The sequence below is a fragment of the Streptomyces sp. NPDC101776 genome, assembly GCF_044766845.1.
Classification (GTDB): Bacteria; Actinomycetota; Actinomycetes; order Streptomycetales; family Streptomycetaceae; genus Streptomyces.
In genome coordinates this window covers 139736-164128 of the sequence record NZ_JBIWMV010000001.1, presented here as the reverse complement: position 1 = coordinate 164128, position 24393 = coordinate 139736, and the positions used below count along the sequence as shown (strand labels likewise).

The 24393-nt window shown below is 70.9% G+C and carries 22 protein-coding genes; 3 read left to right on the top strand and 19 right to left on the bottom strand.

Translation table 11 applies throughout. The features are described from left to right. The first annotated feature begins 126 nt into the window (after positions 1-126). Positions 127-882: a hypothetical protein gene (locus tag ACIRRY_RS00745; protein ID WP_403966135.1), complete on the top strand. Its 756-nt coding sequence runs from the start codon at positions 127-129 to the stop codon at positions 880-882. A 116-nt stretch (positions 883-998) separates the two neighbouring features. Then, entirely contained in the window at positions 999-2567 is a 1569-nt protein-coding gene (locus ACIRRY_RS00740) for a CocE/NonD family hydrolase (protein WP_403966132.1), read from the top strand. Between the two features lie 38 nt (positions 2568-2605). Here ACIRRY_RS00740 and ACIRRY_RS00735 read toward each other — a convergent pair whose 3' ends face one another. From ACIRRY_RS00735 to ACIRRY_RS00675, 13 genes are all read right to left on the bottom strand, one after another. Next, entirely contained in the window at positions 2606-3463 is an 858-nt protein-coding gene (locus ACIRRY_RS00735; protein WP_403966129.1) for an amino acid ABC transporter permease, read from the bottom strand. Next, positions 3460-4104 (bottom strand): amino acid ABC transporter permease, encoded by a 645-nt coding sequence (locus ACIRRY_RS00730; protein WP_403966126.1) that lies wholly within the window; start codon positions 4102-4104, stop codon positions 3460-3462. Before ACIRRY_RS00730 ends, ACIRRY_RS00735 begins: the two co-directional genes overlap by 4 nt. Positions 4105-4115: 11 nt before the next feature. Then, on the bottom strand, positions 4116-5027 hold the full coding sequence (locus tag ACIRRY_RS00725; protein WP_403966123.1) for a glutamate ABC transporter substrate-binding protein: 912 nt from the start codon (positions 5025-5027) through the stop codon (positions 4116-4118). Positions 5028-5044: 17 nt separating this feature from the next. Further along, positions 5045-5788 carry an amino acid ABC transporter ATP-binding protein gene (locus ACIRRY_RS00720; protein ID WP_403966121.1) on the bottom strand — a complete coding sequence of 248 codons (744 nt, stop codon included), beginning with the start codon at positions 5786-5788 and terminating at the stop codon, positions 5045-5047. Positions 5789-5900: 112 nt separating this feature from the next. Beyond that, entirely contained in the window at positions 5901-6308 is a 408-nt protein-coding gene (locus ACIRRY_RS00715) for a DUF6278 family protein (RefSeq protein WP_403966118.1), read from the bottom strand. Positions 6309-6429: 121 nt separating this feature from the next. Then, a complete protein-coding gene (locus ACIRRY_RS00710; protein WP_403966115.1) occupies positions 6430-7209 on the bottom strand; it encodes an exodeoxyribonuclease III in 780 nt (259 codons plus the stop codon). Between the two features lie 30 nt (positions 7210-7239). Beyond that, positions 7240-7884, bottom strand: a complete 645-nt coding sequence (locus ACIRRY_RS00705; RefSeq protein WP_403966112.1) for an MBL fold metallo-hydrolase — start codon at positions 7882-7884, stop codon at positions 7240-7242. Positions 7885-7954: 70 nt separating this feature from the next. Then, positions 7955-9247, bottom strand: a complete 1293-nt coding sequence (pcaC, locus tag ACIRRY_RS00700) for a 4-carboxymuconolactone decarboxylase (protein ID WP_403968274.1) — start codon at positions 9245-9247, stop codon at positions 7955-7957. A gap of 150 nt (positions 9248-9397) precedes the next feature. After that, positions 9398-11371, bottom strand: coding sequence for an SWIM zinc finger family protein (locus ACIRRY_RS00695; protein WP_403966110.1), 1974 nt, complete (start codon positions 11369-11371; stop codon positions 9398-9400). A 716-nt stretch (positions 11372-12087) separates the two neighbouring features. Next, positions 12088-14925, bottom strand: coding sequence for a DEAD/DEAH box helicase (locus ACIRRY_RS00690; protein WP_403966107.1), 2838 nt, complete (start codon positions 14923-14925; stop codon positions 12088-12090). A 98-nt stretch (positions 14926-15023) separates the two neighbouring features. After that, positions 15024-15605 (bottom strand): sugar kinase, encoded by a 582-nt coding sequence (locus ACIRRY_RS00685; RefSeq protein ID WP_403966104.1) that lies wholly within the window; start codon positions 15603-15605, stop codon positions 15024-15026. Beyond that, positions 15602-16750, bottom strand: coding sequence for an ROK family glucokinase (locus ACIRRY_RS00680; RefSeq protein ID WP_403968272.1), 1149 nt, complete (start codon positions 16748-16750; stop codon positions 15602-15604). The genes ACIRRY_RS00685 and ACIRRY_RS00680 overlap by 4 nt, the downstream gene beginning before the upstream one ends. 218 nt (positions 16751-16968) lie before the next feature. After that, positions 16969-17706, bottom strand: a complete 738-nt coding sequence (locus tag ACIRRY_RS00675) for a GntR family transcriptional regulator (RefSeq protein WP_403968270.1) — start codon at positions 17704-17706, stop codon at positions 16969-16971. 129 nt (positions 17707-17835) lie between these two features. On the opposite strand from ACIRRY_RS00675, the gene ACIRRY_RS00670 reads away from it, so the two are divergent. Further along, entirely contained in the window at positions 17836-18852 is a 1017-nt protein-coding gene (locus ACIRRY_RS00670) for a Gfo/Idh/MocA family oxidoreductase (protein ID WP_403966101.1), read from the top strand. On the opposite strand, the gene ACIRRY_RS00665 is transcribed toward ACIRRY_RS00670, so the two are convergent. From ACIRRY_RS00665 to ACIRRY_RS00640, 6 genes are all read right to left on the bottom strand, one after another. Then, on the bottom strand, positions 18845-19267 hold the full coding sequence (locus ACIRRY_RS00665) for a PaaI family thioesterase (RefSeq protein ID WP_403966098.1): 423 nt from the start codon (positions 19265-19267) through the stop codon (positions 18845-18847). The two genes, ACIRRY_RS00670 and ACIRRY_RS00665, sit on opposite strands and share 8 nt — an antisense overlap. Positions 19268-19409: 142 nt before the next feature. Then, positions 19410-20594, bottom strand: a complete 1185-nt coding sequence (locus tag ACIRRY_RS00660) for a cytochrome P450 (protein WP_403966095.1) — start codon at positions 20592-20594, stop codon at positions 19410-19412. Between the two features lie 65 nt (positions 20595-20659). Beyond that, on the bottom strand, positions 20660-21340 hold the full coding sequence (locus ACIRRY_RS00655) for a response regulator (RefSeq protein WP_403966092.1): 681 nt from the start codon (positions 21338-21340) through the stop codon (positions 20660-20662). Positions 21341-21575: 235 nt separating this feature from the next. Next, positions 21576-22832: a sensor histidine kinase gene (locus ACIRRY_RS00650; RefSeq protein ID WP_403966089.1), complete on the bottom strand. Its 1257-nt coding sequence runs from the start codon at positions 22830-22832 to the stop codon at positions 21576-21578. Between the two features lie 161 nt (positions 22833-22993). Then, positions 22994-23383, bottom strand: a complete 390-nt coding sequence (locus ACIRRY_RS00645; protein WP_403966086.1) for a ribonuclease domain-containing protein — start codon at positions 23381-23383, stop codon at positions 22994-22996. Between the two features lie 86 nt (positions 23384-23469). Further along, positions 23470-24375 (bottom strand): DMT family transporter, encoded by a 906-nt coding sequence (locus tag ACIRRY_RS00640; RefSeq protein ID WP_403968268.1) that lies wholly within the window; start codon positions 24373-24375, stop codon positions 23470-23472. Positions 24376-24393: the final 18 nt, after the last annotated feature.

Here is a 24393-nt window from a genome sequence, read left to right as displayed (position 1 = left end):
AACCGTCCGCGCAGCGTATCCACCTGGCACGGGGCCCGACAGACCGCTTCCGGCCGCCGCCACACGAACGTCACACGTCGAACACCGGTACGTACCAGCCACATCGGACCGCTAACATGCGCGCCCATGAATGACGACCTGCGCAACATCGTTCTGGGCGTGGCCGCCGCCGGCATCAGCGCCGCGCTCGGCTGGCTCGCCCGCACCTATCTGTGGAGGCGCAAACTCCGGCGCAAGCAGGCGTTCTTCGGGCTGCCCGACAACTCCGAGTCGCTGCTCGTGGTCAACCGCGAGGCGGGCGGCCCCGAACTCACGGTGATGCGGCACGACGTGTTCGCGCTCCTCGAACTCGCCGCCCTGATCAAGGACTGCAACGCGCACGCCCAGGTCGTCGCGCACGACGCGACCCAGCAGGGCTTCGGCGAACGCACCGAGTTCTGTGTGGGCGGCCCGGCCTCCAACCGCCGGATGGCCGCGCACCTGGCGTCCCTGCTGCCCGGCATCCGCGTCAACGTCGACCCCGAGCCGGGGCCCGACCGGGGCGCGTTCCAGATAGGCAGCGAGCGCTACCGACTCGATCCCGGCAAGGGCGAGTACGTGCTCCTCGCCCGCCTCACCGCCGGTCAACTGGGCGGCGCCCGGCCGGTGTTCCTCTTCTGCGGCCAGCGCTCGATCACCAACCAGGCGGCGACCCGCTATCTCGCCCGCAACCAGGAGAAGTTGGCCCGCAAACACGGCGCCACCACCTTCGTCCTGCTGCTGAAGGTGGTCAACTCGCAGGCGTACGGCCCCGATGTGGTGGAGCTGGTCGCGGATGTGACACGGGCGGCGGAGACGCCCCTGCCCGCACCGGCTCCGCGGAGTTCGCACCGCGCCTCCTGAGATCGCACACACGTCAACAATCTTTACTGGCACGTAACTTACTGGCGGGTTACCTAAGGTAGGAGGCTGCGGTTACCGTCGGGTCACTTTGCAGTGACACGTGTGAGGAGTGACCCGTGCGAAACCGTCGCCAGGCCCTGCGTACGACCGCCGTGGGCGCCGTCTCCGCGACCCTCGTCGCCGGAGGCGTCCTCGGGCTCGCCCCCGCCGCCCAGGCCGCCACGAACGGCGTCCGCTTCGTCGACATCGCGGGCGACGGCGGTACGCAGCTCGCGGCGAACGTCGTCACGCCCGCGGGCGCCGACGACTCGCACGACTATCCCCTTCTCGTGCTGCCCACGAGCTGGGGATTCCCGCAGGTCCAGTACCTGGCCCAGGCCCAGAAGCTCGCGAACTCCGGCTATGTCGTGGTCAGTTACAACGTCCGCGGCTTCTGGCAGTCCGGCGGCGGGATAGAGGTCGGCGGCCCGGCCGACGTGGCCGACGCGTCCAAGGTGATCGACTGGGCGCTCGCCAACACCCCGTCCGACGCGGGGCACATCGGGATGGCGGGCGTGTCGTACGGCGCCGGTATCAGTCTGCTCGCGGCGGCACACGACAAGCGGATCAAGGCAGTCGCCTCGCTGAGCGGCTGGGCGGACCTGATCGGCTCGATCTACTCGGGCCGTACCGAACACTCCCAGGCGACCGCGCTGTTGGACGGCGTCGGCCTCGTCACCGGCCGGCCGAGCGCGGAGACCAGCCAGGTCTTCAAGGACTTCTTCGCCGCCGACCTGTCCAAGGAACAGGAGCTGATCGCCTGGGGGAAGGAGCGTTCCCCCGCCACCTACCTCGATCAGATCAACAAGAACGGTGCGGCGATCATGCTCGCCAGCGCCTGGGGCGACACGATCTTCCCGCCCAACCAGATCGCCGACTTCTACGGGAAGTTGAGCGGACCCAAGCGGCTCGAACTCCGGCCCGGCGACCATGCCACCGCCGAACTCACCGGACTGTTCGGGGTGCCCAACGACGTGTGGACGGACACCGAGCGCTGGTTCGACCGCTACCTCAAGGGCGCGGACAACGGGATCGACCGCGAGCAGCCGGTCGAGCTCAAGTCCCGTTCCGCGGGCGGCTACGAGGGCTATCCGGACTGGAAGTCGGTCGGCGCGACACGGAAGAAGATCGGCCTCGCGGGCACCACCACCATCCACACCAACGTCGACTCGGGCGCCGACGGCGGGATCGTCTTCCTGTCCAGCATCCTCGACCAGGTCGCGCAGGTGCCGCCGGTCGCGTGGGTACCGCTGCTGCCGCGCCGCTGGGCCGCCGTATGGCAGTCGGGGACGTACCCGAGTGCCCAACAGGTGCGCGGCACCGTCACGTTGCACACCACGGTCACCGACACCAAGGAGAGCGGCACCCTCGTCGCGTACCTCTACGACGTGGGCCCGCTCGGCCTCGGCAAGCTGGTCAGCAACGCGCCGTACACCTGGCACGGGCAGACGCCCGGCCAGCCGTTCGGTGTGGACCTGGAGTTGTTCTCCACGGCCTACGACGTCCCGGCAGGGCATCATCTCGCCCTGGTCGTCGACACGGTCGACCCGCTCTACATCGAGCACAACCCGACCGGCGCGCAGCTGACCTTCTCCTCGCCGGCGAACGACCCGTCATACGTGTCGATCCCGCTGCGCGAGCAGTGATCTCCGGCTGCTGCCGGGCGGGCAAGTGCCCTCTCCAACTACTGCACCCGCGGCAGCAGCGTCCCTGGTTCGGCCGGGGCCATGTCCACGGCCTCGGTCTTGGGACTGCGCTGCTCCCGGCGGGACACCCAACCGGCGAACCAGGAGAGCAGCATGCACATCCCGATGTAGATCGGCGAGATCACCATCACCACCGGGATGAACGGCAAATCGTAGTCGAGGTTCGACGCGATCAGCTTCCCGGCATGGAGAAACTCCTCATAGGTGATCAGATAGCCCAGCGAGGTGTCCTTCAGGGCGACCACCAACTGGCTGATGATGGCGGGCAGCATGGCCCGTACGGCCTGCGGTACGAGGACGTACGACATGACCTGGGTCTTGCGCATGCCGAGCGCGAACGCGGCCTCCCGCTGGCCGCGTTCGACGCTGCCCACGCCGGAGCGGAAGACCTCGGCGAGCACCGAGCCGTTGTAGAGGGCGAGTCCGGCGACCAGTGCGGGCAGCGGCTGCACCTTGAGCGCCACGAAGATGAAGAAGATCATCACCAGGACGGGCATGGCGCGGAAGAACTCCACGACGAGCGTGGACAGCCAGCGCACCGGGCGGTGGTCCGAGAGGCGCCCCACGGCGAGCAGGGTGCCAAGTGCCAGTGACAGTACGGCCGCAAGACCGAAGGCCTTGAGCGTGTTGCCGAGGCCGCGCAGCAGCAGTTCCTGAATTCCCTTGTACTCGAAGGGCATCCACTTCGTGTACGTGAACTGGTCGGTGTCGAACAGGAGATAGAGGATCCAGCCGAGCAGCGCGAGGATGACGACCGTGGACGCGATGCCGTAAAGCCGGTGCCGTTTGCGGGTCTTGGGGCCGGGGACGTCGTAGAGGGCGTTGGCGGTGGTCATCGGGCGACTCCCCACTTCCTCTCCAGCGTGTTGAACAGCGCGCTGATGGCGAGGGTGATGATCAGGTAGCCGAGGGCGATCCAGACGAAGGTCCAGACGATGTTGTAGCCGAGTTCGCTCAACGTCCGGTAGGTGCCGAGGAGTTCGGTGACGCTGAAGGCGCCCGCGATCGCCGAGTTCTTGGCGAGGGCGATGAGGGTGGAGCCGACCGGCGGGATCACCGAGCGGAACGCCTGCGGCAGCACGACCAGGCCGAGGCTCTGCCCGAAGGACATGCCGAGGCTGCGGGCCGCCTCCCCCTGCCCTCGGGGCACGGTGTTGATGCCGGAGCGCAGCGCCTCGCAGATGAACGCCGAGGTGTAGCAGCCGAGCGCGAGGACCGCGAACACCTTGAAGGGCAGCACGAGTCCGAAGCGCGGCAGGCCGAGCAGCACCGCGAAGAACAGCAGGGTGAGCGGGGTGTTGCGCAGGACGGTCACCCACACCGTGCCGAACACGCGCAGCGAACCGACCGGGGCGACCCGGAAGGAGGCCATGAGGAACCCGAGGACGAGCGCCAACACCGAGGCGTAGAGAGTGAGTTCGACGGTGCCGAGGAAGCCGTCGCCGAAGGTGGAGAAGTTGTCTGTCAGTACGTTCACGTCTGCCTCCCTCAGCTCGCCGGGTAGCGGTCGATCGCGGGCGGGGTGGGCGCGGGCACTCCGGACAGGCCGAGCGTCGCCTCGTACGCCTTCTTCCAGTCGCCGTTCTTCTCACGGGCCTCCAACGCGTCGTCGAGGGCGAACCGCAGGGCGTTGTCGCCGTGCGGGACTCCGATGCCGTACGGCTCCTTCGAGAAGGGCTTGCCGACGACCTTGAGCTGATCGGGGACCTTCGCCGCGTAGCCGATGAGGATCGCGTCGTCGGTGGTGACGGCGTCGACCTGGTAGGTGAGCAGGTTGTCGACGCACACCGAGTAGGTGTCGTAGGCGACGAGTTGGGCCTTGGGATAGTCGTCCTTGATGCGCTGGTACGGCGTCGAGCCGGCCGCCGAGCAGACGCGTTTGCCGGCGAGGTCCTGCGGGCCGTTGATGTCGTGCTCGTCGGTGCGCACGAGGAGCGACTGGCCGGCCAGGTAGTAGGGGCCGGCGAAGCCGACGAGTTTCTTGCGCATGTCGTTGATGGTGTAGGTGCCGACGTAGTAGTCGATCTGGCCGTTCTGCAGGGCGGTTTCGCGGTTGGCGGAGGCGATCGTCCTGAAGTGGATCGTCTTGGGGGCGAGGCCGAGGGAGGCCGACATCATCTTGGCGATCTCGATGTCGAAGCCGGAGTAGGTGCCCGTCGCGGGGTCCTTCTCGCCGAGGTAGGGCTGGTCCTCCTTGGCGCCGACGGTGAAGTGGCCGCGCTTCTTCGCCCGCTTCCAGGTCGGCGAGTCGGGGAGCTGAAAGCCTTGCGCGACTTGGTAGTTGGGGAGTTTCTCGGCGGCCGGGCCCTTGACGGGCGGGCTGCCCTCCTTGCCGCAGGCACTCGCGAGCAGCGCGGCGAGCGTGACGACGGCGAACGACGCACGGGTCGTACGGAACATGGATCGCACTCCCCCGCTCAGTGCTTGAGGATCTTGGACAGGAAGTCCTTGGCCCGGTCGGTGCGCGGGTTGGTGAAGAACTCCTCGGGGGTGCGGTCCTCGATGACGCGGCCGTCGGCCATGAACACGACGCGGTTGGCGGCGGAGCGGGCGAAGCCCATCTCGTGGGTGACGACGACCATGGTCATGCCGTCATGGGCCAACTGCCGCATGACCTCGAGGACTTCGTTGATCATCTCCGGGTCGAGGGCCGAGGTCGGCTCGTCGAAGAGAAGTGCCTTGGGTTCCATGGCGAGGGCGCGGGCGATGGCCACGCGCTGCTGCTGGCCGCCGGAGAGCTGCGCGGGGAACTTGGGCGCCTGGGAGGCGAGGCCCACGCGGTCGAGGAGTTCGAGGGAGCGTCTGTCGGCGTCCTCGCGTTTCCGTTTGCGGACTTTGACCTGGGCCAGCGAGACGTTCTGGAGGACCGTCTTGTGGGCGAACAGGTTGAAGGACTGGAAGACCATGCCGACTTCGGCGCGGAGCTGTGCGAGAGCCTTGCCCTCCTCGGGCAGCGGCTTTCCGTCGAGCTCGATCGTCCCGGACTCGATGGTCTCCAGCCGGTTGATCGCTCGGCACAGCGTCGACTTTCCCGACCCCGAAGGGCCGATGACCACGACCACCTCCCCCTTGCCGACGGTGAGGTTGATGTCCTGAAGGACATGCAGCTCCCCGTAGTACTTGTTGACGTCCCGCAGTTCGATCAACGGATCGACGGCCATGCCCAGCCCTACTCAATCTCAGCTGTGTCGTGGTCGCCGCAAACTATCGACACAAGAGTGGAGTTAACGCACGACACGCACTTTTCGGGCATTAGCCGTATTTACGTCGCTCTTACTCTTCGGCGACCTCGGCGTACAGCTGCGAGAGCTCGGGCACACCGCTGGCGGCCCACTCATGTCCGGAGGCCACGACGTCGAACTCGCGCCCGGAGTCGAGGCGTACGACGGGCTGGCCGTTCGACCAGATCGCCCAGGCGGCGCCCGGGACCGTGCGCACGATCACGGTGCCCAGATAGAGACCGGCGTCGTTGCCGAGCCGGGACAGGGTCTCCTCGTCGTCCCGCCAGCGGGGCACCAGTTGGTCGAGCGCCTCCAACGAGCTTGCGGAGTCGTCGAGTTGGATGCCCTCCCGGGCCGCGTGGGAGCGGAGCAGTTCGCACTCGGACAGCGGTTCGGCGATACCTGCGGGGTCGTGCGCGCCGCGCTTCTCGCCCCGGTTGCCCAGGAAAGGGATGTTCATACGCCCAGCGTGTCATTCGTACCGCCGTACGCACCACAGGGCGTCCCGGGTGGCGTGTCAACGGCGGGCCCGGAGTGGCGAAATCCCTTCCCCGGGGCCCCTGTTGACGAACGCGGGCGGGTCAGACGTCCAGGTCGACGACCACCGGCGCGTGGTCCGAGGCGCCCTTGCCCTTGCGCTCCTCGCGGTCCACGTAGGAGTCGGTGACGGCCTTCGCGAACGGTTCGTTGCCGTACACGAGGTCGATGCGCATGCCTCGGTTCTTCGGGAAGGCGAGCTGGCGGTAGTCCCAATACGTGTACGGGTGGTCGTACTTGAGGGGGCGCGGGACCACGTCCGACAGGCCCGCGTCGCGCAGGGCGGTCAGGGCGGCGCGCTCGGCCGGGGTGACGTGGGTGAGGCCCTCGAAGGCGGCCACGTCGAAGACGTCGTCGTCCGTCGGCGCCACGTTGTAGTCACCCAGCACCGCGAACGGGCGGCTGCCCTGCGCGTCGTCGGTGACGGCCGCCCTGAGGGCCTCGAACCACTGGAGCTTGTACGTGTAGTGGGGGTGGTCCACCTCGCGGCCGTTGGGCACATACACCGAACAGACGCGGACCGGGCCGCAGGTCGCCGTGACGGCGCGGGGCTCCTGGACGCCGTCGTAACCGGGGTCCCCGGGGAGGCCCTTGACCACGTCGTCCAGTCCTACGCGGGAGAGCACCGCCACGCCGTTCCACCGGCCGGTCGCGTTGACCGCCGCCTCGTAGCCCGCCTCGCGCAGCTCGTCGAACGGGAACTGCGCCTCGGCCAGCTTGGCCTCCTGGAGGCACAGCACATCGGTGCCGCTGCTCTCCAGCCAGGCCAGGAGCCTCGGCAGACGGGCGGTGATCGAGTTCACGTTCCAGGTCGCGATGCGCATGCCTCACAACCTACCGGGCGGCTCTGACACTCACAGGTCCGCGGCCTCGCCGGGCGCCAGCCGCAGGTGCTCCGCGCCGCCGAGCGCGCCGATCTGGTGGTCGTAGATCGGGCGGGCGAGGTCGGTGAGCAGGGCGTCGTGGATGTCGTAGGCGCGCTGCGGCTTGACCTCGCGGACGTAGTCGATGACCTCGGAGATCTTGCTCCAGGGGGCCATGACCGGGAGCAGCAGGGTCTCCACGGTGTGGTCGGGGACGGTGAGGGCGTCGCCCGGGTGGAAGAAGCGGCCGCCGTCGATCAGGTAGCCGACGTTGGTGATGCGCGGGATGTCGGGGTGGATCACGGCGTGCAGTTCGCCGTGCACCTGGACGTCGAAGCCAGCCGCCGTGAACGTGTCGCCGTGGCCGACCGTGTGCACCCGGCCCGGGAAGGCGGCGGAGAGCTGGTCGGCGACCGACTTCAGGGTCCAGATCTCGGCGGCCGGGTTGGCCTCCAGGCCGGCCCGCAGCCGGTCCTCGCTGAAGTGGTCGACGTGCTCGTGGGTGACCAGGATCGCGTCCGCGCCGGCGGTGGCGTCCTCCTCGGTGAAGAGGCCCGGGTCGATGACGAGCGTCCGGCCGTCCTTCTCCAGACGGATGCAGGCGTGCGACTTCTTGGTGAGCTTGGTGAGCGTCATGGTTCCATCCTGCCGCTGCCCGGCTGCGGACGGGCAGTTGAGACTGGTGCTCTCGGTACCGGCCTGACGATCACTCCGTGGGGGTCGTCTCCTCGCGGATGACCTGCTGGGCCACCTTGAAGGCGCTGTTCGCGGCCGGTACACCGCAGTACACGGCGGCCTGCATCAGCACTTCCTTGATCTCGGTCGGGGTGAGGCCGTTGCGCAGCGCCGCCCGGGTGTGGAAGGCCAGCTCCTCCAGGTGACCGCCCGCGACCAGCGCGGTGAGGGTGACGCAGCTGCGCGAACGCCGGTCGAGGCCCGGGCGGTCCCAGATCTCGCCCCACGCGTAGCGGGTGATGAACTCCTGGAAGTCCCCGGAGAACTCGTCGGCCTGCGCCAGCGCCCGGTCGACATGCGCGTCGCCGAGCACCTCGCGGCGGACCTTGATCCCGGTGTCGTAGGGGTCCGGGCGGCCCATGACCTGCGGCGCCACGACCGGCGGCGGCGCGATCTCGGCGATCGGCGCGAGCTGCTGCGGCGCGGCGAGGACCGGCCTGACCGGGGCCGTCACGACCGGGATCTGTCCGGTGGAGTGGAGGTCGTAGGGCGGCTGCCAGGCCGTGGAGAAGTGCCGGACGAGGAGGTCGGTGACGGCGGTGGGCTGCTCGACCGGGACCAGGTGCGAGGCGGCGGGTACGACCGCGAGGCGGGCGTCCGGGATGCCGGCGACCAGGGTGCGCGCCTCGGCGGGGCCGGTGACCTGGTCGTCGGAGCCGACGAGGACGAGGGTCGGCACGCCGATGCGGGCGAGTTCGGACCGTACGTCGAACGCGGCCAGCGCCTCGCACGCGGCGATGTAGCAGCCGGGGTCGGTGGTGCGCACCATCTGGACGGCCCACTCGGTGATCGCCGGCTGCGAGGCGGCGAACCCGCTGGTGAACCAGCGGTCGGGCGAGGTGCGGGCGATGGGGTCGAGCCCGTTGGTGCGCACGATCACCCCCCGCTGGCGGAACTCGTCCGCCGTGCCGAAGCGGGGCGAGGCGGCGATCAGCGCCAGCGAGGCCACCCGCTCCGGGTGGCGCAGGACCAGTTCGAGACCGACCGCGCCGCCGAGCGCGCAGCCCGCGTAGCCGAAGCGCTGCACGCCGAGGGCGTCGAGCGTGGCCAGCAGCCGGTCGGCCAGGTCGGCGACCGAGCCGGTCGGGTGCGCGGGCGAGCCGCCGTGCCCCGGGAGGTCGTACCGGAAGACCCGCCACTGTTTCACCAGTTCGGGTACCTGGCGATCGAACATGTGCCACGTCGTCCCGAGCGACGGGCCCAGGATGAGAACGGGCGCGTCTTCGGGGCCGTCGAAGCGGTACTGGAGTGCGGGGGTGTTCATGTCGCTCACCGCTCCAACGTAACCGCCGTTTCTTACGGTCCGGCTGTGGGGCCCCCGGTCTCCCCACTCTGCTCCCACACATCGGTGCACATCAGCGGGGAACCCTCACACCGCCTTCACCGGATTCGGGTGGGACTCCAGGGGGGCGGATCAGAGTTCGCCGGGGGCGCCCAGGCCCGTCAGCGCGCCCACCGGGTCCAGGTCGGGGGTGCCTCTGGGCCACCAGTCCTCGTCGCCCGGTTCCGATTCGTAGGCGTACCACAGGCCGTCGCGGCCCAGGCGGAGTTGGACATGGCCACGGGGGTGGGTGAGGTGGTTGTGCCAGGGGCGGAAGGCCGGGAGGTCGGCGGCGAGGAGGAGGGGGCGGGCCCGGTCGAAGCGGCCTGCCGGTGGGTCCCAGGGCTCTTCGAGTACGGCGAGGCCCTCGATGCCGCCCTGCCGCCAGGCGGCGACCGCACGCGCCAGTTCGGCCGTGCTGCGTCCGGTGGCCTTGGCGAGGGAGGCGTAGAGGGAGCGGGTGGCGGCGGTGAGCCCCGAACCGGGGCGGGCCGCGGCGAGCCGCACCGCGTCCTGCCACAGCGTCAGCTCACCCACCGGGTCCCGGCCGGTGCTGAGCAGCGCGTGCGCGCGGGCGGCGGCGTCGGTCGCCAACTGGTCGAGCGCGAAGGGGTCCGGACCGCCCGGAGCGGCTGGGTACACCGGAGGCTGCTCGGGGTGCGGGGGCATGGGCAACGGGGGTGGCAGTGGCGGGAGTCGGCGCCCCGGCTCGACGAGCACGTCGGTGGCTCTTACGCCGGGGAGGGGGGCGGGTTCCTGCTCCTGGGCGGCGCGGGCCGCACGGGTCGCGTTACGGCGGGACAGGACGTCGAGCAGCGGGCGTTCGCCCCGGCCGCGGAGCAGGAGCAGGACGAAGGGGTCGGCGTCCAGGAGGCGGGCGGTCTGGTAGCAGAGGGCGGCGGCGTGCTTGCAGGGGTGACCGTCGTCCGGGCAACTGCACTGGGGGGAAAGGTCGCCGGGGCCCGGCAGCAGCGGAACCCCGCTCTCCGCAAGGGACTTGGGCATCTCCTTGTCGAGCAGCGCGGCGATGTGCCCCGGCCGGTCGGCGGCGGCGTCCAGGAACCGCTCCCAGTCGGCGTCGTCCAGCGTCCGCAGCCGCACCTGTACGCGGTACGGCCGCGCGCGGCTGCCCTGCACATAGCCGAGCACGAGCCCCGGTGTCACGGTGATCGCGTCGACATGCCCCTTCTCCGCGTAACCCCGGCCCCGCGCAAGGCGCTTGGGGTCCAGCGCGCCTTCTTCCAACGCGGTGACCCATGCGTTGCCCCACCAGGTCTCGGCGAAGGTGTTGTCGCCGTGTCCGTCCGAGGGGCGGGGCGCGAAGGCGGGGAAGGTACGGCGGAGGTCGCTGTCCCGGGAGGGGGATGCCATGGAGGTGGGGGTGAGGGGCGCGGGGGTGAGGGGCGCGGCCTCGGGTCGGGGTGCGGTGTGGTCCGGTGTCCGTGCGGTCCGACTCGTCTGGTCTTCAAGGTCGTTGTCGTTGTCGGCGGACAACTCCGTGGTGGGGTCGTCGTCCTGAGGCATCTGGAAGGCGCCGGCGAGCATGTCCCTTACGGCGCGCGCTCGGTGGGCTTCGACACCGCCGGGTGCTTGGGTGGTGCGTGTCCGTGAGGTGCCGATGGTTGTGTCTGTGCCGGTGCTGGAGGGGGTCGAGGTCCGGCGGGGTGGTCGGGGCGCCCGCTCAACTCCCTTGCGCACCGCGTCGGTCCGGGCCTGCTGACTCTCTCGCCGGGCTGCTCGCAGAGCCTCACGTGCGAGGTCGGCGGGCCGGGTGGACGGCTGGTCCGGGGTGCTGTCGACGAGGGCGGGGGCAGAGGGTGCCGGGCGGTCGCCTGGTGCCGCGAGGTCGGGAGCGGGTTCGGTGTGGGTGTCCTCGGAGTCGGCGGCTACGGCTGCTGCTGCCTCCCGTCGAAGCGGTAGCGCGGCGCGCAACGCCGCGCGGGCGGCGTCACCGGGCCGTGGGGCGGGCGCCGGGGGGTCGGTGACCAGGGGTGCGGTGACCGTCGTCGTCTCGGCGCCGGTCGGCCTGGGTCGGCGCGAGGTCGGCTCCTCAGGTCCGGTCGGCACGGACGCGTGGGGCGCCCAGTCCTTACGACTGGTCGGCGTTGAGGCGCGAACCGCCGAGTCCTCAGGGCCAGTTGGCACACGCGTGCGGGACGCCGACTTCTTGGGGCCGGTTGGCATGGACGCGGGGGGCGACAAGTCCTCACCACCGGTCGGCATGGAGGCGCGCGACGTCAACTCCTCAGGACCGGTCAACTCGCTTCCGCGGTATGCCGAATCCGCAGGACCCGTCGGCACAGACGTGCGGGACGCCGAGTCTTCAGGACCGGTCGGCACGGATGTGCGGGACGCCGCCTCCTCACGACCGGTCGGCACACGCGTGCGGGACACCGACTCCTCAGGACCGGTCAACTCGCCCGCGCGGGACACCGAATCCTCACGACCAGTCGGCACAGGTGCGCGCGACACCGACTCCTCAGGGCCAGTCAACTCGCCCGCGCGGGACACCGAATCCTCACGACCGGTCAACTCCCGCGTGCGGACCGTCGAGTCCTGGGCGTCCGCCACATGCCCCGCAGTGCTCTCCCCCGCCCCCTCCCGGCGCTCGCGCGCGGCCCGCAGGGCTTGCCGTGCCAGGTCGGCGGGGCGTGCGGCTGGTTGCTCGGTCTGTTCACTCGCGCTCGGCGCGGACCGCGTCCGGTCCAACTCGCCTTCGTCTAGAGCGAGTTCTCCGGCGTGCTCCGCCTCGCCCTCACTCTGCGCAACCCCCTCCACCCCCGTCACGACTCCCTCCGCAACGAGACCAGGTCCGAGAGGTCCCGGTCCGACAGTTCGGTCAGTGACGACTCCCCGGAGCCGAGGATCGCGTCCGCCAACGCCCGCTTCGCTCCGAGCATGTCGGCGATGCGGTCCTCGACCGTGCCCTCGGTGATGAGGCGGTGGACCTGGACCGGCTGGGTCTGGCCGATGCGGTACGCGCGGTCCGTGGCCTGTTCCTCGACCGCCGGGTTCCACCAGCGGTCGAAGTGGACGACGTGGCCCGCGCGGGTCAGGTTGAGGCCGGTGCCCGCCGCCTTCAGGGAGAGGACCAGGACCGGGGTCGCGCCCTCCTGGAAACGGTCCACCATGCGCTCCCGCTCCGGTACCGGTGTGCCGCCGTGCAGCAGCTCCACCGGGACCGCTCGGGCCGACAGGTGGGACGTGATCAGGCGGGCCATGCCGACGTACTGCGTGAAGACGATCGCGGAGCCGTCCTCGGACAGCAGCGTGTCCAACAGCTCGTCCAGCAGGGCGAGTTTGCCGGAGCGGGCGGCGAGGCGGTCTCCGGTGGCCCGGGCCGCGGTGTGGTCCTCCTTCAGGTACAGCGCGGGGTGGTCGCAGATCTGTTTGAGGGAGGTGAGGAGCTTGAGGACCAGGCCCCGGCGGGCGATGCCCTCCGTCGTCTCGATCACCAGCATCGACTCCCGCACCACCGCCTCGTAGAGCGAGGCCTGTTCCCGGGTGAGCGGGACCGGGTGGTCCGTCTCCGTCTTGGGCGGCAGTTCGGGGACGATACCGGGGTCGGACTTCTTGCGGCGCAGGAGGAACGGGCGGACCAGGCGGGCCAGGCGGGTCACCGCCTCCTCGTCCTCGCCGTTCTCCACCGCGCGCGCGTGCCGGGCGCGGAAGGACTTCAGGGGGCCGAGGAGTCCGGGGGTCGTCCAGTCCAGCAGGGCCCACAGCTCGGAGAGGTTGTTCTCCACCGGTGTGCCGGTGAGGGCCACGCGCGCGGGGGACGGGATCGTGCGCAGTGCCTTCGCCGTCGCCGAGTACGGGTTCTTGACGTGCTGGGCCTCGTCCGCGACGACCATGCCCCACGGTTGCTGGGCGAGCGTCGCCGCCGCCGAGCGCATCGTGCCGTACGTCGTGAGGACGAAGCCGCCGGTCAGGTCCTCCAGGGTGCGGTCCGCGCCGTGGAAGCGGCGGACGGGGACTCCGGGGGCGAAGCGGGTGATCTCCCGCTGCCAGTTGCCCAGGAGGGAGGCCGGGCAGACCACCAGGGTGGGGTCGCGGTGTGACCGCCGCAGGTGGAGGGCGATGAGGGTGATCGTCTTGCCGAGGCCCATGTCGTCGGCGAGGCAGCCGCCCAGGCCGAGGGAGGTCATGAGGTCGAGCCAGGCCAGGCCCCGGAGTTGGTAGTCCCGGAGAGTGGCGTCGAGGCCGGGAGGTGGCTCGGCGGGCTGGATGCCTGCCGTCAAGCGGTCGCGGAGGGTGGCCAGCGCGCCGACCGGGACGGCCTCCACCCGCTCGCCGTCGACCTCCGCGGTGCCGGTGAGGGCGACGGACAGCGCGTCGACCGGGTCGAGCAGGCCCAGTTCTCGTTTGCGGGCCTTGCGGACGAGGGCCGGGTCGACCAGCACCCACTGGTCCCGCAGCCGTACGACCGGGCGGTGGGCCTCGGCCAGGGTGTCCATCTCGGCCTCGGTGAGCGGGTCGCCGCCGAGCGCCAACTGCCAGCGGAACTGGAGCAGTTCCTCGCTCTCGAAGAAGCCCGTGCCGTCGGTCGCGGAACCCGGCGCCGACCGGACCACGGCGGAGACCGTCAGGTCCTGGGCCAGGTCCCGGGGCCAATGAACGGCGACCCCGGCCGCCGCGAGGCGCGTGGCCGCGATGCCGAGCAGGTCCCCCAACTCCTCCTCGGACAGGGCGAGTACGTCGGGCACGTCCTGCTCGGTGAGACGGTCCAGCGGGGGCCACACGCGCGCGGCCCGGCGTACGGCCAGCGCGGCGTCCACCCGCGCGCGGGGGCCGAAGGCGGTGTCCGCCGTGCCCGCCCACAGGGCCGCCGCGTCGACCACGAGGGTGGGGTCGGCGAGGCTGTGCACCTGGACGATCGCCGCGCCGACGCTGCGCACCCGCCCGCCGTCGTCGTCGAACAGGTCGTAGGCCGAGAGGTCGAGGCGGAGCGAGATCCGCACGCCCGCGTCCATGCCGGCGGCGACCTCGGCGGCCCAGTCCTGGGCGTCGCGCAGGCGCTGCGGTTTGCGGGCCGCGAAGGGCAACCCGGCGGTGTACGGCGCGGCCGGAGTGCGGGGCAGGGTGTCCGCGACCGCGTCCAGGAAGGACCGCATCAGCGCTTCCGGCTCGGGCAGCCGGAGCGGGCCGGGGCCGGGCAGCGGGACCGCGTGGCCCTCGTACGGGAGGGCCGCCGCGACCGCGCGGACGTGCGCGATGTCCTCGGGCTCCAGGGGGCCCGCGCGCCAGGCGTCGTGACCCGTCGCGGTGAGGCCGGGGAGCAGTCGGCCACGGGCGGCGAGCCGCAGTGCGTGCAGGGCGGCGGCGCCCCAGCAGGCCGTGGCGGGATGGGCGGCGGGGTCCCGGCGGGCGCGCACGAGCAGGGGCAGGGCCGCTTCGACGGTCAGGGTCAGCGCGGGGGTGGACCTGCGGCGGACGCCGGCGCCGGACCGTCGTACGACCGTCAACTCGGTCTGTTCCACGCCCTCTTCGGTCTCGGGGAGGGCGCGCTCCCCGTCGGGGTCCCAGAAGGCGATGCGGCCCTCGCGCGGGACGACGGGGGACGGCAGGAAGACCGCGGCCAGCCGTACGGAGATCTGCTCCATGAGTGCCGTGTCCGTCATACGTCCTGTCACCTCCCGCCCGTCAGTCGTGTCAGCTGTCTTCGACTCTACGGGCGGGGTCTGACAATCGGCTCCGGCGACCGGCCGGGGCCGCCCTGCTAGGGAACCGTGCGGGAGACGACGTAGACCATGGGGAGCTTCGGGTCCGACAGGTTCACCACGATGTCCTGGGTGGGGGCCGGGTCCTTCTGCTTGTTGACGACGCCCCACCAGGGGCCGGTGCGGGTGAACGTCCAGCCGGTGATCTTCTGGTCGCGGGCGCTGATGGTGATGTCGTTCTTCTTCAGCGTGTGCCGGTCGACGTCTATGCCGGCGAGGAAGGTGTCCAGGCCCGCGTCGGTGGTCTGGAACTGGACGTAGAGGCGGCTGGTCTTCCAGTTGTTGGTCTCGTAGAACGCGACCTCTTCGGCCGGGTGCGGGACCGGTACCTGGTAGAGGCGGCGCTGGACCTTGGAGGGCCAGCCCACGGTGAGGCCGGTCGCCGAGTACTTGTCCTCCTTGTCCTTGCCGCTGTTGCGGCTCTGGTTCGCGGAGATCGCCAGATAGACGGCCGGTACGCCGATGAGCAGCACGATGATGAGCAGGGTGATCGCTCGGCGGCGGGCCTTGTGGCGGGGGTCCTCGGGTGGTCGGGGCGGTTCGTCCCGGGAGGTGGTTTGGCGCGGCAGCGAGGCGATCATGCCGTGTCCTGGGTGTCGCGCCGGGACTCGGCGAACCGCTCGTAGCGCTCGTACCGCTCGACCCGGCGGCGCTTGGCGCGGCGGAAGCGGCGGGCGACCAGGCGGGCGAGGTCGGCGGCGCCGACCATGCCGGCCTCGGGGCCGAGCTGGGCGCGCACTATGCGGGCCTCGGGGCGGTAGCCGCGACCGGTGAGCTGCCGCTTGAACGCGTCCCGCGCGGGGCCGATCAGCAGGTCGTCGGCGGCGGAGACACCGCCGCCGATCACGAAGCAGGACGGGTCGAGGGCGGCGGCGAGGTTGGCGATGCCGACGCCGAGCCACTGGCCGATGTCCTGGAGCAGCTCGATGCACATCGCGTCGCCCTCGCGGGCCAGCTCGGTGATCATCGGCCCGGTGATGTCGCCGATGTTGCCCTTGACGTGCTCGATGATCCCGTACGCCACCGGGGAGTCGGCCGCGGCCAGCTCGCGCGCTTCCCTGACCAGCGCGTTGCCTGAGCTGTACTGCTCCCAGCAGCCGCGGTTGCCGCACGCGCAGCGGTGGCCGCCGGGCACGACCTGCATATGACCGAACTCGCCTGCGACGCCGTACTTGCCGCGCTTGACCTGGCCGTCCTCCAGGATCGCGCCGCCGATGCCGGTGCCGAGCGTGATCATGACCAGGTGGTCCTCGCCACGGCCGGCGCCGAAGCGCCACTCGGCCCAGGCGGCGGAGTTCGCGTCGTTGTCCACCAGGACGGGGACGGCGAGGCGGCTGGAGATGCGGTCGCGGAGCGGCTCGTTGCGCCAGGACAGGTGCGGGGCGAACAGGATGCGGTTGCGTTCCGCGTCGACCCAGCCGGCCGCGCCGATGCCGACCGCGTGCACGTCGTGGCGGTCGGAGAGGTCCAGGACCAGTTCGACGATGGTGTCCTCGACGACCTTGGGGCTCTTGGACTTGTCCGGGGTCTCCGTGCGGAGCTTCTCCAGGATGTTGCCGTCGGCGTCCACGACGCCCGCCATGACCTTGGTGCCGCCGATGTCGATGCCGACGGTGGGCACGCGGGGGGCGGTCAGGTGTGACCTCCGCTCGCGCGTGCCGACGGTGCGGAGCGCCGGCGCGCGGCGGGAGCCTATGGGGGCGCTGAAATTGCCGTAGGTGCTCATCAAGGCCCGATTCTGCCTCACCGTGACACCAGGTGCTGTGCGGGGGCGTACAGGGGGTGCGGATCGTTGTCTTCCGCGGGTACATCGTGGCTGGTCGCGCCCCGCGGCGGAGCCGCAAACAGACACGGTCTCGCGCGCCTGAAAGGGAACCCACGTGAGCGTCAATTGAATCTCATTGTCCGGACATTATGACGAACATCGCGGGTGAATCGGCGCACTCACGGACGTACCAGGAGCTGGAACTCGAACGAATAGCGGGTCGGGCGATAGGTGTGGCTGCCGAATTCGACCGCTCTGCCCGTGTCGTCGAACGTGGTGCGCTGCATGGTGAGGAGCGGGGCGCCTTCGGTCTCGGCCAGGCGCTCGGCCTCCTCGGCCGTCGCGCCGCGGGCGCCGATGGACTGGCGGGCGCTGTGCAGGGTGATGCCGGCGGTGCGCATCATGCGGTAGAGGCCGGTGGCCTCCAGTTGCGCGGTGTTCAGGTCGAGCAGGCCGAGCGGCAGGTGGTTGCTCAGGTACGCCATCGGCTCGCCGTGCGCGAGGCGCAGCCGGTCGATGCGGTGTACGTCGCTGTCCTCGGCCACGCCGAGTGCCGCCGCCACCTCGGCGGACGCCGGGACGACGATGTTGACGAGGACCTTCGTGGCGGGGCGCTGCCCGGCCGCCTCCAGGTCGTCGAAGAGGCTGCTGAGTTCCAGCGGGCGTTTGACCTGGCTGTGCACGACCTGCGTGCCGACGCCCCGGCGGCGCACCAGGAGTCCCTTGTCGACCAGGGACTGGATGGCCTGGCGGACCGTGGGCCGGGACAGGCCGAGCCGGGCGGCCAGCTCGATCTCGTTGCCCAGCAGGCTGCCCGGCGTGAGCGAGCCGTGTTCGATCGCGGCCTCCAGTTGCTGGGACAGCTGGAAGTACAACGGCACCGGGCTGCTCCGGTCCACGCTGAGTTCGAGCGGCACTGTCGGGTCCACATCTGGTTTCGGCACGGGGCGAGCGTAGCTCTGTGAATGGTTGACGGGAAGTGATGTAGTTCGATTGTCCGGACATACGCATTGACAGCGTGCCTGGTCGGCCCTCAGTTTGTTCCCATGCGCATCGGAGTCATCGGTACGGGCCGCATCGGGACCATCCATGCCAGGACGCTCAGCCGTCATCGTGAGGTCGGTTCGCTGATCCTCACCGACGTGGACCCGGCACGGGCCCAGGAGCTGGCGAACCGGCTGGGGGAAACGGCGGCACCGAGCACGGAGGAGATCTTCAAGTGGGGCGTGGACGCCGTGGTGATCACTACGGCGACATCGGCGCACGCCGAATTAATCGGAAGGGCGGCACGTTCCGGGCTTCCGGTGTTCTGCGAGAAGCCCATAGCCCTTGATCTGCCCGGTTCGCTGGCCGCGATCGCCGAGGTCGAGACGGCGGGAACGATCCTTCAGATGGGGTTTCAGCGCCGGTTCGACGCGGGCTACACGGGCGCCCGGGAGGCGGTGCGTTCGGGGCGGCTGGGACGGCTGCACACCGTGCGGGCGATGACCTCCGACCGGACGCCTCCGCCTGCCGAGTATCTACCGATCTCCGGCGGGCTGTACCGGGACACCCTGATCCACGACTTCGACATGCTGCGCTGGGTGACCGGGCACGAGGTCGTCGACGTGTACGCGACCGGTTCGGACGCCGGGCCCGCGATGTTCCGCGCGGCCGGTGACATCGACACGGCAGCGGCGGTCCTCACGCTGGACGACGGCACGCTGGCCACGACGACGGCCGCCCGGCTGAACGGGGCGGGCTACGACGTCCGCATGGAGTTGGCCGGAGAGCTCGACCAGGTCGTGGTCGGCCTGGACGACCGCACCCCGATCGCGTCCACCGAGCCGACCGGGCCGCCGGCCGCGACCAAGCCGTGGACCGGCTTCCTGGAGCGCTTCGGGCCCGCCTACGAGGCCGAGTTGATCGCCTTCGTCGAGGTCGTCGTCGGCCAGCGCACCAACCCGTGCGACGGCCGTGAAGCCTTGCAGGCGCTGCGCATCGCCGAGGCCTGCGAAGTGTCCAGACGCGAACACAGACCGGTCCGTCTGGCGGAGATCGCGGGCGGGATGCCCTTCAGCTGACCGCCAGCACGGTGCCCTGGGCGACCGCGCACAGGGCCTCCGTGCCGTCGTCGGCGACCGTGCGGACGTCGCAGCGGACGACGGCCTGACGGCGGCCGGCCTGCACGACCTCGGCGTGGGCGCGCAGGGTACGGCCGGTGGCAGGGCGGACGTACTGGATGGTGAGGCCGCCGGTGAGGACCGCCGGGCCGAGGAACGTGCCGCCGGCGAAGGTGAGCGCGTTGTCGGCGGCGTAGGCGAGGACCCCGCCGTGCACGAAGCCGTTCTGCTGGTGGAGGTCCTCCCTGATGTCGATCTCCAGCGTGGCGACGCCGTCCCCGAAGGCACTCAGGCGCGCGCCGATCAGCCTGCTGAAGGGCTGGCTCTCCAGCGCCTTCCGGGCCATGGTCAGGTCGAACTCGACGGGTGCGGTCACGGGGACGGGCCTCCTACGGCTTCCACTACGGCTTTCGTCACGGCCTTCACTGCGGCTTTCGTCATGGCTTTCGTCACGGCTTCCACCGTCGCTACGGCCGCCACGGCCGCTGTCGCTGATACGGCCGTCCGGTGCCGCCGTTCTACCAGCGCACCGGCAACGCCCGCATCCCGCGCATCAGCATGCCCGGGAGCCAGTCGCCGGGCGGGCCGTCCAGGGTGAGGGCGGGGGCGCGCTCCAGCAGGGTGCGTATCGCCGTGCGTGCTTCGAGGCGGGCCAAGGGGGCGCCCAGGCAGTAGTGGATGCCGTGGCCGAAGGCGAGGTGACCGCGGGTGTCGCGGCGGATGTCGAAGCGGTCGGGGGCGGGATAGCGGCCCGCGTCGCGGTCGGCGGCGGTCAGGCCGACCATGACCGCGTCGCCCTTCGCGATGGAGGTGCCGGCGATCTCCAGAGGCTCCGCGGCGAAGCGGAACGTGCCGTTCTCCACCGGGCCCTCGTAGCGCAGCATCTCCTCGATCGCGCCGTCGAGGAGGGTCATGTCGGCGCGCAGGGCGGCGAGTTGGTCGGGGTGGCCGAGCAGGGCGTGGACGCCGTTGGTGAGGAGGTTGACGGTGGTCTCGTGGCCGGCGATGAGCAGGATGAAGGCCATGCCCCGCAGTTCCTGCGGGGAGAGCCGGTCGCCGTCCTCGGCGGTGGTGCGGATCAGGTCGCTGAGGAGGTCTCCGCTCGGGCCGGCGCGGCGCTTGTCCTCGATCAGGTCGTCGAGGTACTCGGCGAGCCGCACGAACGCGTCGTACGAGTTGCCCGGATCGCTGGGTGCGACCACCTCGGTGGACAGCTTGCGGAACTCCGCGCGGTCCATGTCGGGCACGCCGAGGAGTTCGCAGATCACGGTGATGGGCAGCGGGTAGGAGAACGCGTCGACCAGGTCGCCGTGGCCGAACGGCAGCATCGCGTCGAGGAGTTCGTCGGTGATCTGCTGGACGCGTGGGCGCAGTTCCTCGACGCGGCGCATGGTGAACGCGCGCGTGATCAGTCCGCGCAGGCGGGTGTGCCGCGGCGGGTCGGCGGCCAGCAGGTACTTGCCGATCAGCTCCTCGTCGAGGAACGTCATCCCGATCTTGGCGCCGTCCTTGGCCAGCCGCGGGTCGGCCAGGGCCGCGCGCGCCTCCTCGTGCCCCACGATCAGCCAGGTCACGTAGGACTGGTCCGCTCTCGGCAGGCGCACGAGCTGCACCGGGCCCCGCTCCCGCAGCATGGCGTACACCGGATGCGGGTCCCGTCGGAACCCCTCGCCGAACTCTCCTAAATCGATTACCTCGGTCATGTGCTGCCCCTCGCGGACGATCCCCCGAGATCTCCCAGTGCAGAGGGAACGCGCGGCGGCGGCGACTAGTGCCCGCTTCCCCCGTCCTCTTCGAGCAGACCCGCGTCGTACGCCAACAGGGCGATCTGCACACGGTTGTTGAGGTCGAGCTTGGCCAGAATGCGGGAGACGTGGGTCTTGACGGTGGCGACGCTCATGAAGAGGCCGGTGGCGATCTCGGCGTTGGCGAGACCCTGGCCGACGGCGACGGCGACCTCGCGTTCGCGGTCCCCCAGGGCGGAGACGCGCTCACGCGCGCGTGCCCGACGGGTGTCCGTGGCGGTGCCCGCCGCGTGTTCCATCAACTGACGGGTGACCGCGGGCGACAGCACGGGATCGCCGGCCGCGACCCGGCGTACGGCGTCGAGGATCTCGGCGGGCGGGGTGTCCTTGAGGACGAATCCGGCGGCGCCCGCGCGCAGGGCCCGTAGCACCTGTTCGTCGGCGTGGAAGGTGGTGAGGACGACGATCTGGGGCGCGTCGCCGCGGGCGCGCAGTCGCTCCGTGGCGGTCAGTCCGTCCACCGAGGGCATGCGGATGTCCATGAGGACGACGTCCGGGTGGACGCGGTCGACGAGTTCCTCGACCTCACTGCCGTCGGCGGCCTCGCCGACGATCTCGATGTCGGCGGCGCCGCCCAACATGAGGGACAGCCCGGCCCGCACCAGCGGGTCGTCGTCGACGAGGAGCAGTCTGATCGCGGTCATGGGGCTACGTAACCACGGTCGGGCGACGGCCGGTGCCAGGAGGGCGGACCGTCGTCACGGCGCGAGCGGTGACCGACGTCAACACGTATGCGCGACCTCGGAGTTCGCCCGAGTGAGGCTGCCGCAGGGCGCGCGTTCCCCGGATCCACGGCGGGAACCGGGCCCGGCGACGTTCCGGGACCAGCCGCCATCACCCCTGCCCGGAAAGGGAGTTACCCGTGGCGCCGGGCGATGCTCACCCCCAGGGCAGCCACGCCCGCACCCGGAATCCGCCGCCCGCCTGCGGGCCGTGCTCCAGTCGTCCGCCGGCGAGCGTGGCCCTCTCGGTGAGGCCGATCAGGCCCTGGCCGGAGCCGGGGACGTGCGGGACCCGGCCCTCGGGGGGCGGATTGTGCACGGCGATCACGAGGCCGTCGCCCGGGCTGCCGGTGACCGTCACCGTGACCTCCGTGCCGGGCGCGTGTTTGCGGGCGTTGGTGAGGGCCTCCTGGGCGATGCGGTAGGCGGTGCGGCCGACCGAGGCGGGGACCGCGGCGGGGTCGGTGACGCGGTTGGCGAGGGTGACCTTCATGCCGGCCTCGCGGGACTCGGTGACCAGCGCGTCCAGGGCGCCGAGCGTGGGCTGGGGGCGGCCCGTGTCGTCGGGCTCGCCCGCGCGCAGGACGCCGATGATCTCCCGCAGGTCCTGCAACGCCTCGTGGGCGCTCTCCCGGATGACGCCGGCCGCCCGCGCGACCTCCTCCTGGGGCGCGTCCGGCCGGAACTCCAGGGCGCCCGCGTGCACGCTCAGCAGGGTCAGCCGGTGGGCGAGCACGTCGTGCATCTCGCGCGCGATGGCCTCGCGGGCGAGCCGCTGGGCCTGCTCGGCCCGCAGTTCCGCCTCCGTCTCGGCGCGCCGGGCACGGTCGCGCAGGCTCAGCATGAGCTGCCGCTTGGAGCGGACGAACATGCCCCAGCCGATGAGGGTGAGCACGAGCAGCTCGGTGAACACGACCGCGCCGGCGTACGGCAGATCGGGGTCAGGACGCAGCCAGTAGAACAGCGGGGCCAGGACGAGCTGGATGCCGCCGATCCAGGCGACGTAGCGGAAGGGGCGGTGCACGGCGAGGGTGAAGACGGCGACCATGGCGGCGCCGCCGGCCGTGTTCGACACGAAGCCGATGGGGACCATCGCGATCGCGAGGCCGACCGGCCAGCGGCGGCGCAGCCACACCGCGCCGCAGGCGAGGACCCCGAAGAGCTGGTCCACGACGGCGAGGGGGTGCGGGGTCGCGGTGTCGTTCTTGAGGGTCTGCGCGGCGGCCAGTCCGATGAGCACGGCCAGCAGGAAGCAGCAGGTGTCGACGACCCAGTCGCGTGCGGTACGGCGGGGCCGTCCGCGCCGTTCGACGTCGGGGTCGAGTTCGTCCGCCACGGCGGACGGCAGCAGCCATCGGCGCCCCGCGAACGCCTGCGGTACCCGCGCTGTCCTGTCATCGGTCACGGTCGACAAATCTACGCAGGGGTCGGGCCCGGTCACCCAACCGTGGCGGTGATCGGAGACCAAAGTCGCGCGGTCGGCGACTTTCGGCGGACATGCCTCACCCCGCGGCCCATGATCGTGGGGGGAGCCGCGGGGCGAGGGGCGAGCAGTGGTGCAGCTGGTCGTCCGGCTCAGCAGCCGAAGTTGATCAGTTTGAACGTGACGTAGTGGTCAGCGGTGTAGTAGTCCTCTTGGGTCTTCTTGCCGGTGATGATGCGGCGCGCTCCGCGCGTGGACGAACCGGGCGTCTTGACCGTGTACTCGTGGTAGTAGCCCGACGTCTGGCTCGGCAGGACGCCTTCCTGGTTGCGGAAGACGGTGCCGTCCTGCGAGTAGGGGAAGGGGCCGTTCGTCGCGATCAGGTCGAGCGTGTCGTACGCCTGGTCGGGCAGGGCGCTGTAGCAGATACTGCCGACCGCGGCGGCCGCCGGGGTCGCGGTGGCGACGGCGCCGCCGACCAGAACGGTGGACAGAACGGCGGCTGCGGCGCCGATGCGGGTGATTCGTGGGGGGAATCTCATGCCCCCCATGATGACGCGCGTAGATAGTGGCATGTCAATGACAAGCCCGCGGAATTTCCCGCCAAGTCCGATGAGTTTTCCGGGAGTTAACGTGCGGCCCCGCGTCCCCACGCGGTCCCCACAAGCACGAGAACGCCGCCTGCCAGGCCGAACGCGCCGAGCCGCTCCCCGCCGAGCGCGATACCGGCCGCGGCGGCCCACAGGGGCTCGGTGCCGAGCAGGAGGCTGACCCGGGAGGGAGAGGTCCGGCGTACGGCCCACATCTGGACGAAGAAGGCGAACAGGGTGCAGAACGCGGACAGGAAGAGCAGCCCGGCCCACTCGCGTGCCCCGAAATCCGCGGCCACCGCCCACGGTGTGGTGTCGGCGCCGGCCGACAGGACCGCGAACACCCCGACGGCGGCGCCGAGTTGGACGGTCGTCAGGGACAGCGCGTCGGCGCCCTCGACGGACTTGACGCGGGACATGGCCAGGACGTGCAGAGTGCGGGCGAGGGCGGCAAGCAGCATGAGGAGGTCACCGAGGGAGGGGCGGCTGAAACCCGCGCCCTGGGTCAGCAGCAGCACGCCGAGCACCGAGAGGGCCGCCGCTCCGAGGAAGGCGCGGGAGGGCCGGGTGCGCGTCACGGCGGCCTCGGCGAGCGGCGTGAAGATCATGGTGAGGCTGATGATGAGGCCCGCGTTGGTCGCCGAGGTGTGGACGACGCCGTAGGTCTCCAGGAGGAAGATCCCGGCGAGGATCAGCCCGAGGAGCCCCGCGCCGCGCCACTGGGCGGCCGTCAGGGCGCGCAGCGAGCGGTGACCGACGGCCGCGAGGGCGGGCAGCACGAGGGCGAAGCGCAGCACCAGGACGGCCAGGACCGTGCGGGCGGTGGTGATGTCCTTGGCGACGAGATAGCTGGCGCCCCAGACGACGGCGACCAGCAGGACGGGCAGGTCGGTGAGCCAGGCGCGGCGGGGCGCGACGGCACACGGTACGGCGATCGTGGACATGGGGGCGGCTCTCCCGGT